The sequence below is a fragment of the Streptomyces purpurascens genome (genome assembly GCF_045040895.1).
GTDB classification, from domain to species: Bacteria; Actinomycetota; Actinomycetes; order Streptomycetales; family Streptomycetaceae; genus Streptomyces; species Streptomyces purpurascens.
Genome location: NZ_CP108341.1, coordinates 7,883,224 through 7,899,564 on the forward strand (window position 1 = coordinate 7,883,224; position 16,341 = coordinate 7,899,564).

Genomic DNA, 16,341 nt, shown 5'->3' on the forward strand with positions numbered 1-16,341 from the left:
CCATGGCCGTACAACCCTGGTTCACCGACGCCAAGCTGGGGATCTTCATCCACTGGGGCATCTATGCCGTCGACGGCGTGCAGGAGTCCTGGTCGTTCTACGACGACATCGTCCCGTACGACCAGTACATGTCCCAGTTCGACCGCTTCACGGCCTCCCGCTACGACCCGCGCGACTGGGCGAAGCTCTTCGCGCGGGCCGGCGCCCGGTACGCCGTGCTGACCAGCCGCCACCACGACGGCGTCGCCCTCTGGGACACGGCCCACGGCGACCTCAACGTGGGCCGCGATCTGATCGCCGGCTACGCAGACGCCCTGCGCGAGCAGGGACTCAAGGTCGGCCTCTACTACTCGCACTCGGACTGGAGCCACCCCGACTACGCCTCCACCCGCAAGCCCGGCCGCCCGCCGGAGCTGGAGGACAACCGCTACTCCGAGGTCGCCGCCGAGTTCGAGGACCTGGCCGCCTGGGAACGCTTCCTGGCCTACCGGGACGGCCAGATACGGGAGCTGGTGTCCCGCTACAGGCCCGACCTGCTGTGGTTCGACGGCGAGTGGGACCGCAGCGAGGAGCAGTGGCGCATCCCCGAACTCGCCGCCCTCATCCGCTCCGAGGTCCCGGACGTCGTCTTCAACGCCCGCATGCTGAGCGAGGGCGACTACGCCACCCCGGAACAGGGCGCACCCGTCATCCCGCCGGAGGGCCCCTGGGAGCTCTGCCTCACGATCAACGACTCCTGGGGCCACCAGCACCACGACCACAACCACAAGTCGGTCGACCAGCTGATCCGCTACTTCACCGAGACCATCGGCGGCGGAGGCAATCTGCTCCTCAGCGTCGGCCCGCGGGAGGACGGCACCATCCCGGCCGAGCAGGCGGAGCGGCTGGAAGGACTCGGCGCCTGGATCGCCAAGCACGCGGAAGCGGTGTACGGCACCGTCCGGGGACTCCCGCCCGGCCACCACTACGGCCCGAGCACCCTCTCCAAGGACCGGCGCACCCTCTACCTGACCCTGTTCGACGCCCCACGCGCCGAGATCAACGTCCGCGGTCTGCTCAGCAAGGTGCGCGGGGTCTCGGTCCTGGGCAGCGGCACGGAACTGCCCCACCGCGTCACCGGCGGTCTGCACGAGACACCGGGCATCCTCTGGATCGAGCCCCCCGCTGCGGCGGACCTCGACCCGTACGCCACGGTGCTGGCCGTCGAACTGGAAGGGGAACTGGAGCTGTACCGCGGCGCGGGCCGGTTCTGACGAAAGTTTAAGAAAGCGGTGAAAGGCCTGCTCACGGGCGGTATGTGGACGCCCGTGAGCAGGCCGGTTCGCCTGTGCGACACCTGCGGTTCGCCCGGTCCCCCTGGGATCGGGACGCACAGCGAAAGAAAGGTGTCACCGTGCGAGACCCGCGCATGTCCGTCATCGGCAAGGGACTGAAGCGTCGCGGAAGGCTGGTGATAGAGGCGGTCAGTCCCCCGCGCCGGAACCTCGACGCCATCCCCGGCCCCCGCCCGGACACCGACACCTACACCGCCCCGACCGCTCCCCGGCTGGTGGACTCGCCCGTCTTCGTGCTGTCGTCGGTGCGCTCCGGCTCGACCCTGCTGCGCGTCCTGCTGAACAGCCACAGCCGCGTCCGCGCCCCGCACGAGATGCACCTGCGCACCGTGCACGTCAGCCTGTCCCGCGACTTCACCGCGGACGCCATGCGGGCACTCCACCTCGACAAGGACGAGCTGGAACACGTGCTGTGGGACCGGGTGCTGCACCTCGAACTCACCCGCAGCGGCAAGGACGTCATCGTCGACAAGACCCCGCCGAACACCCTCATCTGGCCCCGCCTGCGCCGATGCTGGCCGAACGCCCGCTACATCCTGCTGCTCCGCCACCCCGGCGCGGTCGTCGCCTCCCTCACCAGCCGGCGCACCGACCCCGATCACGAGGCCGTCCGCGCCGAGGTCCTCGAGTACAGCGAGAAGCTGGAGGAGGCCCGCCGGAACCTCGACCCGCACGTGATCACGTACGAGGAGCTCACCGCCGAACCGGAGAAGGTCACCCGCGGCATCTGCGACCACCTCGGCGTGTCCTGGGAGCCCGGCATGCTCGACTACGGCAGCAAGGACCACGGCACCTTCCGCCCCCAGCTCGGCGACTGGTCCAGCACCATCAAGTCCGGCCGCATCCAGACGGCCCGCACCGCCGACCCGGACGTCGAACTGCCCCCACGCCTGAGGGAACTGGCCCAGGCGTGGGGGTACAGCGCCTAGAGGGAGCTAGAGGGGCAGGGCCCCGAGCGCGGCCTGCGGGGCCGCCCCGACGGAGTCGACCGGCACCGGCGGCAGCGGCTCGGCCGCCTCCGCCCGCTGCTGCGGCAGCGCCACCGGACGCAGCGGGCGCGGCCCCGACACCACGGCGTAGTCCTGGCCCAGGAACGGCGGAACCACCTCGCCCGGGTCCTCGCCGAGCGCCAACTGCACAGCCGCCCAAGGGGCGTTGATCCCGCACAGGGACAGCTGGTGCAGGCCGCCGGCCGGGCGGGTGTTGACGTCCATGAGGACCGGACGGTCGCCGAACATCCGGAACTGGATGTTGGACAGGTAGTGCAGACCGAAGCCCTCCGCGAGCCGCCGGGCCGGGTCGAGCCACTGCTCGTGCAGCGTGAAGCCCCGGCGGCGGCCGTTCTTGGTGCGGCCCACGGCCATCCGGACCCGGTTGTCCGGACCGGTCAGGCAGTCCACCGACACCTCGGGCTGCTCCAGGCGCGGCATCACCAGCCAGTCCACCGGCTCCTCGGCCTGCCGCAGCGCCTCCAGCACCAGGTCGAGCGGCACGTACGGGCTGGGGAACCCGTCCAGGTGTGAGAGCGAGAAGGGTGAACGCGTGATCACGCGGAAGCCCACCCCGCCCGCTCCGGACGCCGGCTTGAAGCACGCCTTGTGCCCGCCTGCCTCCAACTCCTCGACAGCGGCGACCAGTTCGCCCTCCGAGCGGACCCGGTACCACGGCGGCACCGGCACGCCGATCGCCTGGACCGCCTCGTAGGCGATCACCTTGTCGTGGAAGACGGCCACCGCCTCGGGCGGGGGCGCCAGCACCGCCGTACCGGCCGCCTCGAACTCGGCGCGGTGCGCCACGATCGCCGACTGGTGCAGCCGGGGCACGAACACATCGATGCCGCGCCGCGCGCACTGCACCAGCGCGTACTCGACGTACCCGGCCGGGGACAGGCCCTCGGGCTCCAGCTCGGCGGTGTCGGCGGCGGCCAGCACGGGGGAGTCGGGGTCGCCGTGCGTGGCATGGATCTCGACGGCCCGGTCGCTGGGATTTCTCCGCAGCTGATCCATGAAGAACACGTTCTCCGCGTACGTGCGGTTGAGCCAGACGCGTACGCGAGAGACCATGCAGGCCGCCTTTCACGGTTCGCGGGCAGGACTCAGCGGCCCGTGCCCGGGCAGGTTGAATGTGGGTACACCAAACCGCCCCTGCGAAAGGGAAGTTTTCAGCGGTGGTGTTGGGGCCGATCATACGGCTTCGGCGGGCCCTCTCGTGCAACGCGCGTGTGAAGGATTCCTCCCGTCGCGGCCGGCCGGCCGGTCTTGTCCCCGAGCGCCGAGATGTGATCTCTTGGTGGCGTTCGTGTGTGCGGAGGGGGATGAAGGGTGACATCGACGGCCGGTGGTGCCGGACAGCTGCTGGCCATCAGCGATCTGCACATCGGCTATCCGGAGAACCGCGCCCTGGTCGAGCGCATGGCGCCCGTGACGGACGACGACTGGCTGCTCGTCGCCGGTGACGTCGCGGAGACCGTGGCCGACATCCGCTGGACCCTCAAGACGCTCGCGGGCCGCTTCCGCAAGGTCGTCTGGGTGCCCGGGAACCACGAGCTGTGGACCCATCCGAGCGATTCCGTCACCCTGCGCGGCGTCGCCCGGTACGAGTACCTGGTCGAGCTGTGCCGGGAACTCGGCGTGACGACACCCGAGGACCCCTACCCCGTCTGGGACGGCCCCGGCGGCCCGGTGGCCGTCGCCCCGCTGTTCCTGCTGTACGACTACTCGTTCCTGCCGGCCGGGTGCACGACCAAGGAGCAGGGCCTGGAGTACGCCCACGGCACGGGGATCGTGTGCTCCGACGAGTATCTGCTGCACCCCGACCCGTACCCCAGCCGGGAGGCCTGGTGCCGGGCTCGGGTCGCCGAGACCGAACGCAGGCTCGCCGAACTGCCCGAAGACCTGCCCGTGATCCCGGTCAACCACTACCCGCTGGACCGGCACCCGATGGACGTGCTGTGGCACCCCGAGTTCGCCATGTGGTGCGGCACCGGCCTGACCGCCGACTGGCACCGCCGGTTCCGCGTCCACACGATGGTCTACGGCCATCTGCACATCCCCCGCACCACCTGGCACGAGGGCGTGCGCTTCGAGGAGGTGTCGGTGGGCTATCCCCGGGAGTGGCGCAAGCGGTCCGAGCCGCCGGGCCGGCTGCGGCGCATCCTGCCGAGGGAGGGCGAGGAGAGGTGATCGAGGAACTGCTGCCCGCGAGCGTGGTCACCGTGGAGGCCTACGGCCGGGACGGCGCGGACACCCCGCTGTACCCGGAGGAGGCGGCGCTCGTGGCGCGGGCGGTCGCCAAGCGCCGGCGGGAGTTCGCCGTCGTACGCTCCTGTGCCCGCCGCGCCATGGAGAAGCTCGGTGTGCCGCCGCAGCCGATCCTGCCCGGGGAGCGCGGCGCCCCGGGCTGGCCTGCCGGGCTGGCCGGCAGCATGACCCACTGCGACGGCTACTGCGCCGCCGCCCTGGTCCGCGCCGCCGACCTGGCCTCCCTCGGCATCGACGCCGAGGTCCACGGGCCACTGCCCGAGGGGGTCCTGCCCTCGGTGTCCCTGCCGTCCGAGGCGGAGCGGCTGCGCCGGCTGGCGGCACAGCGCCCCGACGTCCACTGGGACCGGCTGCTGTTCAGCGCGAAGGAGTCCGTCTACAAGGCGTGGTTCCCCCTCACCGGGAAGTGGCTGGACTTCATGGAGGCGGACATCGAGATCTCCGTCGACGGCGGCTTCCGCGCGGCGCTCCTCGTCCCCGGACCGCTGGTGGGCGGCCGCCGCGTCGACCGCTTCGAGGGCCGCTGGACGGCGGGGCGGGGCCTGGTGGCGACGGCGGTCGCGGTACCGCACGCCTGAGGCGCCGCGCCCCTCAGGGGCGCGGAGAACTGCGCGACCGACCCCGAACAGGCCGCACCCGGAAGACCACCTGCACTCCCGAGCTCGACTCCGCCCCCCCGCCCCGGCGCTACGACTCGGGACACCAATTCCGCAGCAACCGGAAGAACTCCTCCTCGTTCCCGGTCAACCCCGCCCGTTCGAGAGCCGCCTCCGCCTCGGCGAGGACGGCGGGCGGCACGATCGCGGGACGGCTGCCGGTCTCCAGATCGAACGCGGCCCGGATGGTGTGCAGCAGTCGCAGATAGGCCTGGACGGCGGTGCGCTCACGGTCGGTCGGTACGGCGGTCTGCATCGGTCGGCTCTCCCCGTGTCGGCGTCATCGGTCCCGCGCCGGTGCGGCACGCACGCCCCGCACAGAAGGGGCGCACCTCCAGCTTGCCGTCCACCACTGACAATCCGGCCCCGCCGCCCCCCGGTTCGCCCGCTCGGCGGAAGAACCCGGACGGCCCGTCAGCCCTGCGGACCCCGGTACCCCAGCGACGCCTCGATCCGCCCCGCCAGATGGTCCCGCTGCACCGGCCCCCGCGACGACGAACCGGCCAGCCACGCACGGCACTTGCTGGCCAGCAGCAGACCGAAGCTCTCGGCCTCCTTCTCGTCGTCCTGGTCGAAGCGGGTGCGCGCCGCGACCTTCAGGACCGTAGCCTGGAGATCGGCGTTGTCGTCGAGCAGCCGGGCCGCGACCGCCGCGCCCTCGACGTGGTGGGAGCAGTGCCCGGCGTTCATGTGCCACAGCTCGTGGCCCAGGATCACCAACTGGTGGTCCGGCGCGGTGCGTTCCTCGATCACGACGAGATCCTGCTCGGCCATGTCGAGCCACAGCCCGCTGGCGGTCCCGACCGGGAAGGCGGCCGTACGGAAGTGGACGGGCCGGCCACGGCGTCTGCTCATGGTGTCGCACAGCGCGGCGTACAGCTCGTCGGGCCGCGCCGGCGCGGGGAGGGTCAGCTCCGCGACCAGCTCGCCGCACAGGCGGCGCATTTCCTTACCGATGCCCACAGTTCTCCCCACGGTCACGAATCGGGCCGCTTGACGCTCTCCAGGAGCATGTCCAGCCACTCCGCGACCTTGTCACGGTGCTGGTCGGTGGGCAGCTGCGCGGCCCGCCAGGCGATGCCGCGCACGCCGTGGTCCTGCAACAGCCGCTCCAGCGGGTCGTCGGCCGCCGCGGCCGCCTCCCGCTCGCGGTCGGCGAGCTTCTGCAGCAGCTCCTGCTCGATGTGCTGGAGGGCGCTCACCAGCGCCTCGGGGTCCTCCGCCGTGAGGAAACCGGCGTGCACCCGGAAGAACCGCTGGAGGGCGTCGCAGTGCTCCATGGTCGGCCGCCGGTCGCCGTTGATGAGGGCGCCGGCCTGCTGCCGGGACATGCCCGCGCCGTCGGCGATCTCCTGCTGGGTGTACTTGCGGCCGGTGGGCTTGAGCCGGGTCCGGCGCAGCAGGTCCAGGCGCTGCAGGAACCGGGCCTGCACATCGGGCTCGCCCGCGGGCCTGCCGCAGAGCAGGGCCTTCACCACCGGCTCCGGAACCCCGGAGGCGACGGACAGCCGGCCGATGCCGAAGACCTCGGCGTGCGGCACGCCGAGCCGGTCGGCGAGCGCGGTGACACGGGAGACGACGGCCGGTAGCACGGCCGTCGGCGTGGCGCCCGGACTTTCGACGAAGCCACCCGTCACCGACAGATCTCCTACGTCTCTCACAGGCTTCTCACAAGTGGATGCCGTGACTTTCCCCGGCGTGAACTTCCCGGAGCGTAGCCGGTGCTTCGAACTCACATCCAGGTCTCGCCACAACTGTGGCCAATTTCAGCCGTCAACAGGCATGAAATGCCACGATAGTTGACACGCCTCAGCTCCGGGCAGCAGGATCGGGGCGCCGCGTCAAGGCCGCACAGGCAAGAGGGGTGACCTCCCGATGGCATATCAGGCAGGAGGGCAGCGGCCGGCACCGCGGCCCGTCGCCGAGACTCCAGAGGCCCAGGCCTATCTGGAGGACTACGCCGGGCTTCTGGAGGCCGTCTCCTCCCCCTCGCTCGTCGTCGACCACTGCTGGGACGTGGCGCTGACCAATAGCGCGTTCCGGTCACTTTTCGGTGGCGTGGGTCCGCACCCGACGGCCATGCCGGGCGACAACTTCCTCAGGTTCGTGCTGTTCCACCCCGACGCCCCCACGGTGCTCGGCGAGCACGAGTCGAGCTGGTGTCTGCCGATGCTCGCGCACTTCGCGCGCACCGTGGAGAGCCACGGCCCCGACCACGGGCTCCAGGCCATCCGCCGTGACATCGCCCAGGACCCGATCATGGAGGCCGCGTACCGGCAGGGCCTGCCGCACTGGATCCGCTCGGTCGGCGAGGACGCCGTCGAGCACGACGGAGCCGTACGCCCACTGGTGCACCCGGACCCGCGCCGGGGTGCCACCGAGTGCCGGGTCGTCGTCGAGACGTCCAGGACGCTCGAGGAGCTGGGCTGCACCCGGCTCACGTTCGTGCCGCGCGAGGCCCGCCGCACCCCGTCCAGGGAGCGCGGGACGCGTCGTGGCGCCTCCCACCTGAGGGTCGTACCGGCGGCCGACTGAGCGCTTCCGGCCTCGCTCAAACGACGTTCGCCCCATTCCCAGACGATGTGATGTGTGACATAGTACTGGCGTGAGCGAGTCGCTGACCTGCGATGTCGTGGTGGTCGGAGCCGGAGTGGTCGGCGCCGCCTGTGCCTTGTACGCGGCCCGCGCCGGCCTCGATGTCGTCGTGGTGGACCGGGGCGCGGTGGCCGGCGGTACGACCGGCGCGGGGGAGGGGAACCTCCTCGTCTCCGACAAGGAACCCGGACCCGAGCTCGAACTCGCCCTGCTTTCTGCCCGGCTCTGGGCCGAACTGGCCCGGGAAGGGCTGGGGAAGGCCGTCGAGTACGAGGCCAAGGGCGGTGTCGTCGTCGCCGGCACCGACGGGTCCCTGGCCGGTCTCGAGGAACTCGCCGCCGGGCAGCGCGCGGCCGGGGTCGAGGCCGTCGCCGTGCCGCCCGACCGGCTTCCCGACCTGGAGCCGTACCTGGCTCCCGGTCTCGCGGGCGGCATGCACTACCCGCAGGACGCCCAGGTGATGCCCGCCCTCGCGGCGGCGCACCTGCTGCGCGCCTCGAACGCCCGGCTGCTCACCGGCCGGGAGGTGACCGCGGTGCCGCGCGGCCCCGGCGGTGCGGTGCGCGGGGTGCGGACCGACCGGGGCCACATCCACGCCCCGGCCGTCGTCAACGCGGCCGGCACCTGGGGCGGCGAGATCGCCGCCCGCGCGGGCGTGTCCCTGCCGGTGCTGCCCCGGCGCGGCTTCGTCCTGGTCACCGAGCCGCTGCCGCCCCGCATCCGGCACAAGGTGTACGCCGCCGACTATGTGGGCGATGTCGCGAGCGACTCGGCGGCGCTGCAGACCTCCCCGGTGGTGGAGGGCACGCCCGCCGGGCCGGTCCTGATCGGCGCCAGCCGCGAACGGGTCGGCTTCGACCGGTCGTTGTCGCTCCCGGCACTGCGCGCGCTGGCGGCGGGCGCGACAGACCTCTTCCCGTTCCTCGCCGATGTCCGGGCCCTGCGCACCTACGTGGGCTTCCGGCCGTATCTGCCGGACCATCTGCCCGCGATCGGCCCGGACCCCCGGGCGCCCGGACTTCTCCACGCCTGCGGGCACGAGGGCGCGGGCATCGGTCTCGCCACCGGCACGGGCCGTCTGATCGCCCAGGCGCTGACCGGGCAGGCGCCCGACCTGGACCTCGGCCCGTTCCGGCCCGACCGCTTCACCGAGGAGGCCGAGTGAATCCGCTGGAGCTGGCGGGAGCCAGGCCCGGCCCCGCCTTCACGGTCACGTTCGACGGGCGGCCCGTCGAGGCGCTGCCCGGGCAGACGGTCGCCGCCGTGCTGTGGGCGGCGGGCATCACCTCCTGGCGCGCCACCCGGGGCGAGGGCCGTCCGCGCGGGGTGTTCTGCGGGATCGGCGTCTGCTTCGACTGCCTGGTGACCGTCAACGGCCGCCCCAACCGACGCGCCTGTCTGGTGCCGGTGCGGCCGGGGGACGTGATCGGCACACAGGAGGGCACGGGCCATGAGGGGGTGTGCCATGCGGACTGACCTGGTCGTGATCGGCGCAGGGCCGGCCGGTCTCGCCGCGTCCCTCGCGGCGGCCGCGCGGGGCACCCGGGTCGCGCTCGTCGACGGGGCGACGGAGCCGGGCGGGCAGTTCTACCGGCAGCCCGCCGCCGGGCTCGGGGCCGGGCGGCCCGAAGCGCTGCATCATCAGTGGCGGACCTGGGAGCGGCTGCGCGACGGACTCGCCGCCAGTGCCGTAGGGGTGCTGACCGATCATCATGTGTGGTGTGTGGAGCGCGGGTCCGGCCGCTTCGTCGTGCACGCGCTGCTCGGGCCGGAGCAGGAGGAGCCGGCCGAGGTGCACGCCCGTGCCGTGCTCCTGGCCACGGGCGGCTACGAGCAGGTGCTGCCCTTCCCCGGCTGGACCCTGCCGGGCGTCGTCACCGCCGGGGGCGCCCAGGCCATGCTCAAGGGCGGCCTGGTGGTGCCGGGGCCCCGAGCCGTCGTGGCCGGGACCGGGCCGCTGCTGCTGCCCGTGGCGACCGGGCTCGCGGCAGCCGGCGTCGAGGTCGCCGCGCTCGTCGAGTCCGCCGACCCCAAGCGCCTCGCCCGCCATGGCCCGGCGCTGGCCGGCAAGCTCCCCGAGGGCGCCGGATACGCCGCCCGGCTGCTGCGCCACCGCGTGCCGTTCCTCGCCCGTCACACCGTCGTCCGCGCCCACGGCGACGAGCGGCTGACCGGCGTCACGGTCGCCGCCCTCGACAGCCGCGGACGCGTCAGGACCGGCACCGAGCGGCACCTGCCCTGCGACACCCTGGCCGTCGGGCACGGCATGCTTCCGCACACCGACCTGGCGGAGGGTCTCGGCTGCGGCCTCGACGGCCTCGCCGTGGCCGTCGACACCGAGCAGCGCACGGACGTACCCGGCGTGTGGGCGGCCGGCGAGGCCACCGGCATCGGCGGCGCGGCCCTCGCCCTCGCCGAGGGACACATCGCCGGGTGCTCCGCCGCGGCGTACCTGCACGGCACCGCCCCCGACCCGGCCCCCGCAGCCCTCAAGGCCCGTACGCGGCTCAGGAGATCGGCCGCCGCCCTCGACGCCGCCTACGCGCCGCCCGCGCACTGGCCCGAGCAGATCACCGACGACACCGTGGTCTGCCGCTGCGAGGAGGTCACCGCCGGTGCCGTGCGCGACGCCCTGGACCTCGGGGCGGGTGACGTGCGCACCGTGAAGCTGCTCACCCGGGCCGGGATGGGCTGGTGCCAGGGCCGGATGTGCGCCGGCGCGGTCGCCGGCCTCGCCGGATGCCCGCCCGCCCCGGCCAGAAGGCCCCTCGCCCGTCCCGTGCCGCTCGGCGTCCTCGCACGGCAACATCCCCAGGAGGGACAGTCATGACCGATCACCGCCCCTGGCGCGGCGTCCTCGTCGCCACCGCGCTCCCGCTGAACGACGACCTCTCCGTGAACTACGACCAGTACGCCGAACACTGCGCCTGGCTCGTCGAGAACGGCTGCGACGGCGTCGTGCCGAACGGCTCCCTCGGCGAGTACCAGGTGCTCACCCCCGAGGAGCGCGCCCGGGTCGTCGAGACGGCCGTCGCCGCGATCGGCGGGCAGCGCGTCATGCCCGGCGTCGCCGCGTACGGGTCCGCCGAGTCCCGGCGCTGGGCCGAACAGGCGGGCGAGGCGGGCTGCGAGGCGGTGATGCTGCTGCCGCCGAACGCCTACCGCGCCGACGAGCGGTCCGTCCTCGCCCACTACGCCGAGGTCGCGAAGGCCGGCCTGCCGGTCGTGGCCTACAACAACCCGATCGACACCAAGGTCGACCTGGTGCCCGAGCTGCTCGCCCGGCTGCACGGCGAGGGGCACATCCGAGGTGTGAAGGAGTTCTCCGGCGATGTCCGCCGGGCCTACCGGATCGCCGAACTCGCCCCCGAACTGGACCTGTTGATCGGCGCGGACGACGTCCTGCTGGAGCTGGCCGTCGCGGGCGCCAAGGGCTGGGTCGCGGGCTACCCGAACGCGCTGCCCCAGGCCTCGGTCGAGCTGTACCACGCGGCCGTCGACGGCGACCTCGACACCGCGCGGGACCTGTACCGGCAGCTGCATCCGCTGCTGCGGTGGGACTCGCGGGTGGAGTTCGTCCAGGCCATCAAACTGTCCATGGACCTCGTCGGCCGCCACGGCGGGCCCTGCCGCCCGCCGCGCATGCCCCTGCTGCCCGAGCAGGAGGCCGCCGTCCGGGCCGCCACCGAGAAGGCCGTAGCGGCCGGATTGTCGTAGGGATCATGCGCAGCAGACTCGTCCTGCACGCCGTCGACTCGCACACCGAGGGCATGCCCACCCGGGTGATCACCGGCGGCGTCGGCAGCATCCCCGGCGCCACCATGAACGAGCGGCGGCTGTACTTCCGCGAACACCGCGACGACATCAAGCAGTTGCTGATGAACGAGCCCCGCGGCCACTCCGCCATGAGCGGTGCGATCCTCCAGCCGCCGACCCGCCCCGACTGCGACTGGGGCGTCGTCTACATCGAGGTCTCCGGCTATCTGCCGATGTGCGGGCACGGCACGATCGGTGTGGCGACCGTGCTCGTCGAGACGGGCATGGTCGAGGTCGTCGAGCCGGTCACCACCATCCGGCTCGACACCCCGGCGGGTCCGGTCGTCGCCGAGGTGGCGGTCGAAGACGGCGTCGCCAAGGCGGTGACGCTCCAGAACGTGCCCTCCTTCGCCGTCGCCCTCGACCGCGAGGCCACCCTCGCCGACGGGCGGACGGTGACGTACGACCTCGCGTTCGGCGGCAACTTCTACGCCATCCTGCCGCTGGAGCGGTTCGGTCTGCCCTTCGATCGGTCCCGCAAGGACGACATCCTCCAGGCGGGCCTGTCCCTCATGGCCGCCGTCAACGCCGAGGACCCGCCCGTCCACCCGGAGGACCCGTCCATCCACGGCCTCCACCACGTCTACCTGGCCGCCCCCGGCTCCACCGCCCGCCACTCCCGGCACGCCATGGCCATCCACCCCGGCTGGTTCGACCGCTCGCCCTGCGGCACGGGCACCAGCGCCCGCATGGCACAACTGCACGCGCGCGGCGAACTCCCGCTGCACACCGAGTTCGTGAACGAGTCCTTCATCGGCACCCGGTTCACCGGCAGACTGCTCGGCACGACCGAGGTGGCCGGCCGCCCGGCCGTACGGCCCAGCTTCACGGGACGCGCCTGGATCACCGGCACCGCCCAGTACCTGCTGGACCCCGACGACCCGTTCCCCGCCGGGTTCGTCCTGTAGCCCCGACCACGAGAGGACACAGCGACCGTCATGGCTGCCCCGCGGCACACCCCCGCCCTGCCCCTGCTGGGCAGCAGGAAGCCCAGCCACCGGGAGCGGGTGGCGGACGCGCTGCGGGCCGCCCTGATCGCCGGTGAACTGCGCCCCGGCGAGGTCTACTCGGCCCCCGGCCTCGCCGCCCGCTTCGGGGTCTCCGCCACCCCCGTGCGCGAGGCCATGCTCGACCTCGCCAAGGAGGGCCTGGTCGACACCGTGCCCAACAAGGGCTTCCGCGTCACGGCCGTCTCCGAGCGCCAACTCGACGAGTACACCCACATCCGGGCGCTGATCGAGATCCCCACGACGGCCGGCCTGGCCGTCACCGCCGACCCGGTGGCGCTGGAGGCACTGCGCCCGGTCGCCCAGGAGATCGTCACCTCCGCGGCGGCCGGTGACCTCATCGCGTACGTCGAGGCCGACCTCCGCTTCCACCTCGGCCTGCTGGCCCTCGCCGGCAACGACCATCTCGTCGACGTCGTACGGGACCTCAGACGCCGCTCCCGGCTGTACGGGCTGACCGCACTCGCCGGGCAGGGGCGGCTGGAGGCGTCGGCGGAGGAGCACCTGGAGATCCTGGACGCGCTGCTCGCCCGGGACGAGGAGGCCGTACGGACGGTGATGACCCGGCACCTCGGGCATGTCCGGGGCCTGTGGGCAGCGCCCTGACCGTCCGGATCACAGGTCCAGCACGAGGCGCTTCCCACGGCAGCGGGACACACAGATGAGCATGGTCTCGCCCGCCGCGCGTTCGTCGTCGGTGAGTACCGAGTCGCGGTGGTCCGGTTCGCCCTCCAGGACGTCGGTCTCGCACGTGCCGCAGGTGCCCTCGGTGCAGGAGAACAGCACCTCGACCCCGGCGGCGCGTACGGCGTCGAGCACGGACACGTCCGGTGCGACCGTGAGTGTTCTGCCGCTCTGTGCCAGCTCCACCTCGAACCCGGTGTCGCCGCCCGTCTCCTGCTCCTTCGGCCGGAACCGCTCGACGCGCAGCCCCCCGGACGGGCTCCTGGCCTCCACCGCGTCCAGCAGCGGGCCGGGCCCGCAGCAGTAGACCAGCGTGCCCTCGGGTACGTCGTCCAGCACCGAGGGCAGGTCCAGCAAGCCCGTCTCGTCCTCGGGAGCGATCGTCACCCGGTCGCCGTACCGGCCCAGTTCCTCGCCGAACGCCATGGACCGGCGGGTGCGACCGCCGTAGAGCAGCGTCCACTCGGCGCCCGAGGCCTCGGCCGCCGCCAGCATCGGCAGGATCGGGGTGATGCCGATGCCGCCCGCGACGAACCGGTAGCTCGGGGCGGGCTCCAGGCCGAAGTTGTTCCGGGGACCGCGCACCCGGACCTTGTCGCCCGGCCCCACCTGCTCGTGCACATGGGCTGATCCACCCCGCCCGTCGGGCTCGCGCAGCACCGCGATCCGCCAGGCCGACCGGTCCGCCGGGTCGCCGCACAGCGAGTACTGCCGCTCCAGGCCGGGGCCGAGCACGACATCGATGTGGGCGCCCGGTTCCCAGCCCGGGAGCGGCTCGCCCAGCGGGTGGCGCAGGGTGAGGGCGAGCACGCCGTCGGCGGCGAACTCACGCCGCTCGACGACGAGTTCGGCTTCGTACACGCTCATGAGCTGTTCCCTCGCGGCTCGTGGACGGAGTGCCCCTGCGGGTGGGCGAGCATCCACTCCCACATCTCGACCGGGTCCTGCGCGGTGTGCTCACGGCCGCAGTGGCAGGTGCCGTGCAGGACGTCGGTGCCGGGCAGCCAGTCGATGCGGTAGATCTCGCCGGTCCTGGACGAAGAGGCTGACGTCACTGGACCTTCTCCAGGGGCTTGTCGCCCTCCTCGACCAGCCGGGCGAGGATACGGCGGGCGGCCAGACCACCGGTGTCGATGTTGATGCTGAGTTCCTGGTAGCCGGTGCGCTCGGTGCCGAGCGTCTTCTGCAGCAGGTTGAGCGCGGTGACGTCCTGCATCACGACCGTGTGGTTGTTGCCCCGCAGGAACTCGGTGACCTCGGCGTCGTCCGTCGCCCAGTCGCGCGAGACGGCCCAGAAGTCGTACACCTTGCCGTCGCCGGACGGAGTGATCGCGTAGGTGATCTCCGTGTGGAAGCCGTTCGGGTCGCTGCCGTCCGGCTCGGGCAGCACCCCGACCGGGGCGATGCGGCTGTGCAGCAGATACAGGCAGGGGGCGTGGTACTCGATGTCCTGCCAGCGGGTGATCCGGCCCTCGATGCCGGTGGACTTGGCGTAGAACGGCGGGCAGTCTGCGTCGTCCATGTGCCGGCTCACCCGGACGATCCCGGCGCCCTCGTCGACCTCCGTGGTGATCGGCGTCTCGGCGACCTCGGGGGTGCCGATGTACCCGCCGTGCAGATACGTCTCGTGGGAGAGGTCGAGGAGGTTGTCGACGAGCAGGCCGTAGTCGCAGTCGATGGGCTCCATGCCGCGCACGGTGACCCAGCCGGGGGAGTCCAGGTGCCGGGCGCGGGGGATGGTCTGCGGGTCGGCGAGCGCCGGGTCGCCGATCCACACCCAGATCAGCGAGTCCTGCTCGACGACCGGGTAGGAGGCGACCCGGGCGGTGCGCGGCACCCGTTTCTGTCCCGGCACGTACACGCACGTACCGGTCGTGTCGTAGGTGAACCCGTGGTACCCACACACGATCCGGTCGCCGTCCAGCCGCGTCGGCGCCTCGGAGAGCGGATACCGGCGGTGCACACACCGGTCGTGCAGGACGACCGGCGTGCCGTCCTCCTCGGTCCGGTACAGCACGAGCGTCTCACCGAGGATCGTCCGGCCGAGCAACTCCCGCCCGACCTCGTGACTGTAGGCGGCGACGTACCACTGGTTCCTGGCGAAGGCGGTCATGTGAGGCATGGGGGTCGGCTCCCGTCTCTGGTGGTGCCGACATCGTCCTGGCGGCCTTCGGGGCGCCGCAACGGGCCTTCCGTCAGGCGGAAGTCCCTTCCGGGGAAAGCAGTTTCCGAATCAAAAAGTGAAATCGAAACGGAATTCTGGACTTTATTGTCGCGGCGGATTGTCTTAGTCTGGATGCATGGAAAAGACAAGAACGCAGTTCTACGTAGTGAAACGCGGTGACAATCTCACCAAGATCGCGCGGATGCATCACGTGACCCTGGATCAGATTCTGGAGTGGAACCCTCAGATCGAGGATCCTGACCTCATTCATCCCGGCCAGCGAGTGCGCGTGGCCCCGCCCCAAGAACAGGACGGTGAGGACGGCGAGTACGCGCCCTTTCCAGGCGCAGACTTCTTTCAAGCGTCAGTGACGAGTCCCGTCATCGAGGCCATGGGCTACCGCCTCATCGACGAGAACTGCTCGGTGTATTCCGGCGGTCCTGATGCGACCTGGAGCCCGGCGGACCAGAAGTCGTACGCCAAGTGGCAGCGCAAGCTCGGTTTCAGCGGCGCCGACGCCGACGGTATTCCGGGTCGGACATCCTGGAACAAGCTCCATGTGCCCGCAGTGTACGAATGACCAGAACCGAAAGCCGGACGGCCCGTACGCGCAGCCGGATGAACGGCTCGCGTAACGGGCCGCCGCGGACCGCTTGGCGTGCCCGGGCCCGGGCGCGTATCGCCTATCTCGAAACGGAGCTGCACCACGAGAGCACCAGACGGGTTCGTGGCGACCGGACGGCGCTCGTCGAGGGAATGCGAGGGCATCTCGAAAAAGCCCGGGCGGCTGCGGACGAGGATTTCGGATGGCGGAAACTGTGGTCG

19 protein-coding genes are annotated in these 16,341 nt (G+C 72.0%); 12 read left to right on the plus strand and 7 right to left on the minus strand.

The window, feature by feature from the left end:
• Positions 1–2: 2 nt before the first annotated feature.
• Both OHU35_RS35810 and OHU35_RS35815 read left to right on the plus strand, forming a co-directional pair.
• Positions 3–1,253, plus strand: coding sequence for an alpha-L-fucosidase (locus tag OHU35_RS35810; RefSeq protein ID WP_189726091.1), 1,251 nt, complete (start codon positions 3–5; stop codon positions 1,251–1,253).
• Positions 1,254–1,408: 155 nt separating this feature from the next.
• Positions 1,409–2,263, plus strand: coding sequence for a sulfotransferase (locus OHU35_RS35815; RefSeq protein ID WP_189726314.1), 855 nt, complete (start codon positions 1,409–1,411; stop codon positions 2,261–2,263).
• A 6-nt stretch (positions 2,264–2,269) separates the two neighbouring features.
• Here the strand turns inward: OHU35_RS35815 and OHU35_RS35820 are convergent, their stop codons facing one another.
• Positions 2,270–3,397 carry an ATP-grasp domain-containing protein gene (locus OHU35_RS35820; protein ID WP_189726090.1) on the minus strand — a complete coding sequence of 376 codons (1,128 nt, stop codon included), beginning with the start codon at positions 3,395–3,397 and terminating at the stop codon, positions 2,270–2,272.
• A gap of 258 nt (positions 3,398–3,655) precedes the next feature.
• On the opposite strand from OHU35_RS35820, the gene OHU35_RS35825 reads away from it, so the two are divergent.
• Both OHU35_RS35825 and OHU35_RS35830 read left to right on the plus strand, forming a co-directional pair.
• Positions 3,656–4,516: a metallophosphoesterase gene (locus OHU35_RS35825; RefSeq protein ID WP_189726089.1), complete on the plus strand. Its 861-nt coding sequence runs from the start codon at positions 3,656–3,658 to the stop codon at positions 4,514–4,516.
• A complete protein-coding gene (locus OHU35_RS35830) occupies positions 4,513–5,172 on the plus strand; it encodes a 4'-phosphopantetheinyl transferase (protein WP_189726088.1) in 660 nt (219 codons plus the stop codon). The genes OHU35_RS35825 and OHU35_RS35830 overlap by 4 nt, the downstream gene beginning before the upstream one ends.
• Before the next feature lie 109 nt (positions 5,173–5,281).
• On the opposite strand, the gene OHU35_RS35835 is transcribed toward OHU35_RS35830, so the two are convergent.
• The 3 genes from OHU35_RS35835 to OHU35_RS35845 all read right to left on the minus strand — a co-directional run bounded on the left by OHU35_RS35835 (position 5,282) and on the right by OHU35_RS35845 (position 6,887).
• Complete coding sequence (locus OHU35_RS35835) at positions 5,282–5,506, minus strand: hypothetical protein (RefSeq protein WP_189726087.1); 225 nt, start codon at positions 5,504–5,506, stop codon at positions 5,282–5,284.
• Positions 5,507–5,664: 158 nt separating this feature from the next.
• The gene (locus tag OHU35_RS35840) at positions 5,665–6,195 is read right to left on the minus strand and encodes a toxin-antitoxin system, toxin component (protein ID WP_189726313.1); all 531 of its coding nucleotides are present in this window, start codon (positions 6,193–6,195) and stop codon (positions 5,665–5,667) included.
• Between the two features lie 32 nt (positions 6,196–6,227).
• Positions 6,228–6,887, minus strand: a complete 660-nt coding sequence (locus OHU35_RS35845) for a helix-turn-helix transcriptional regulator (RefSeq protein ID WP_189726086.1) — start codon at positions 6,885–6,887, stop codon at positions 6,228–6,230.
• Positions 6,888–7,125: 238 nt separating this feature from the next.
• Here OHU35_RS35845 and OHU35_RS35850 point away from each other — a divergent pair, with 238 nt between their 5' ends.
• The 7 genes from OHU35_RS35850 (at position 7,126) to OHU35_RS35880 (ending at position 13,274) form a co-directional block, all read left to right on the plus strand.
• Positions 7,126–7,785 (plus strand): hypothetical protein, encoded by a 660-nt coding sequence (locus tag OHU35_RS35850; protein ID WP_189726085.1) that lies wholly within the window; start codon positions 7,126–7,128, stop codon positions 7,783–7,785.
• A gap of 70 nt (positions 7,786–7,855) precedes the next feature.
• Positions 7,856–9,010 carry an FAD-binding oxidoreductase gene (locus tag OHU35_RS35855; protein ID WP_189726084.1) on the plus strand — a complete coding sequence of 385 codons (1,155 nt, stop codon included), beginning with the start codon at positions 7,856–7,858 and terminating at the stop codon, positions 9,008–9,010.
• The gene (locus OHU35_RS35860) at positions 9,007–9,321 is read left to right on the plus strand and encodes a (2Fe-2S)-binding protein (RefSeq protein WP_189726083.1); all 315 of its coding nucleotides are present in this window, start codon (positions 9,007–9,009) and stop codon (positions 9,319–9,321) included. The genes OHU35_RS35855 and OHU35_RS35860 overlap by 4 nt, the downstream gene beginning before the upstream one ends.
• Entirely contained in the window at positions 9,311–10,675 is a 1,365-nt protein-coding gene (locus OHU35_RS35865) for an FAD-dependent oxidoreductase (protein ID WP_189726082.1), read from the plus strand. Before OHU35_RS35860 ends, OHU35_RS35865 begins: the two co-directional genes overlap by 11 nt.
• Positions 10,672–11,562, plus strand: coding sequence for a dihydrodipicolinate synthase family protein (locus OHU35_RS35870; RefSeq protein ID WP_189726081.1), 891 nt, complete (start codon positions 10,672–10,674; stop codon positions 11,560–11,562). The genes OHU35_RS35865 and OHU35_RS35870 overlap by 4 nt, the downstream gene beginning before the upstream one ends.
• Positions 11,563–11,567: 5 nt before the next feature.
• Positions 11,568–12,569: a proline racemase family protein gene (locus tag OHU35_RS35875; protein WP_189726080.1), complete on the plus strand. Its 1,002-nt coding sequence runs from the start codon at positions 11,568–11,570 to the stop codon at positions 12,567–12,569.
• Between the two features lie 30 nt (positions 12,570–12,599).
• Complete coding sequence (locus OHU35_RS35880) at positions 12,600–13,274, plus strand: GntR family transcriptional regulator (RefSeq protein WP_189726079.1); 675 nt, start codon at positions 12,600–12,602, stop codon at positions 13,272–13,274.
• Between the two features lie 9 nt (positions 13,275–13,283).
• Here OHU35_RS35880 and OHU35_RS35885 read toward each other — a convergent pair whose 3' ends face one another.
• From OHU35_RS35885 to OHU35_RS35895, 3 genes are read right to left on the minus strand one after another with little or no spacing between them, the layout of a single operon-like run.
• Positions 13,284–14,219: a PDR/VanB family oxidoreductase gene (locus OHU35_RS35885; RefSeq protein ID WP_189726078.1), complete on the minus strand. Its 936-nt coding sequence runs from the start codon at positions 14,217–14,219 to the stop codon at positions 13,284–13,286.
• The gene (locus OHU35_RS35890; RefSeq protein ID WP_189726077.1) at positions 14,216–14,407 is read right to left on the minus strand and encodes a hypothetical protein; all 192 of its coding nucleotides are present in this window, start codon (positions 14,405–14,407) and stop codon (positions 14,216–14,218) included. Before OHU35_RS35890 ends, OHU35_RS35885 begins: the two co-directional genes overlap by 4 nt.
• Positions 14,404–15,474, minus strand: a complete 1,071-nt coding sequence (locus OHU35_RS35895) for an aromatic ring-hydroxylating dioxygenase subunit alpha (protein ID WP_189726076.1) — start codon at positions 15,472–15,474, stop codon at positions 14,404–14,406. The genes OHU35_RS35890 and OHU35_RS35895 overlap by 4 nt, the downstream gene beginning before the upstream one ends.
• Before the next feature lie 178 nt (positions 15,475–15,652).
• On the opposite strand from OHU35_RS35895, the gene OHU35_RS35900 reads away from it, so the two are divergent.
• Positions 15,653–16,096 (plus strand): peptidoglycan-binding protein, encoded by a 444-nt coding sequence (locus tag OHU35_RS35900; RefSeq protein ID WP_189726075.1) that lies wholly within the window; start codon positions 15,653–15,655, stop codon positions 16,094–16,096.
• Positions 16,097–16,341 lie beyond the last annotated feature (245 nt).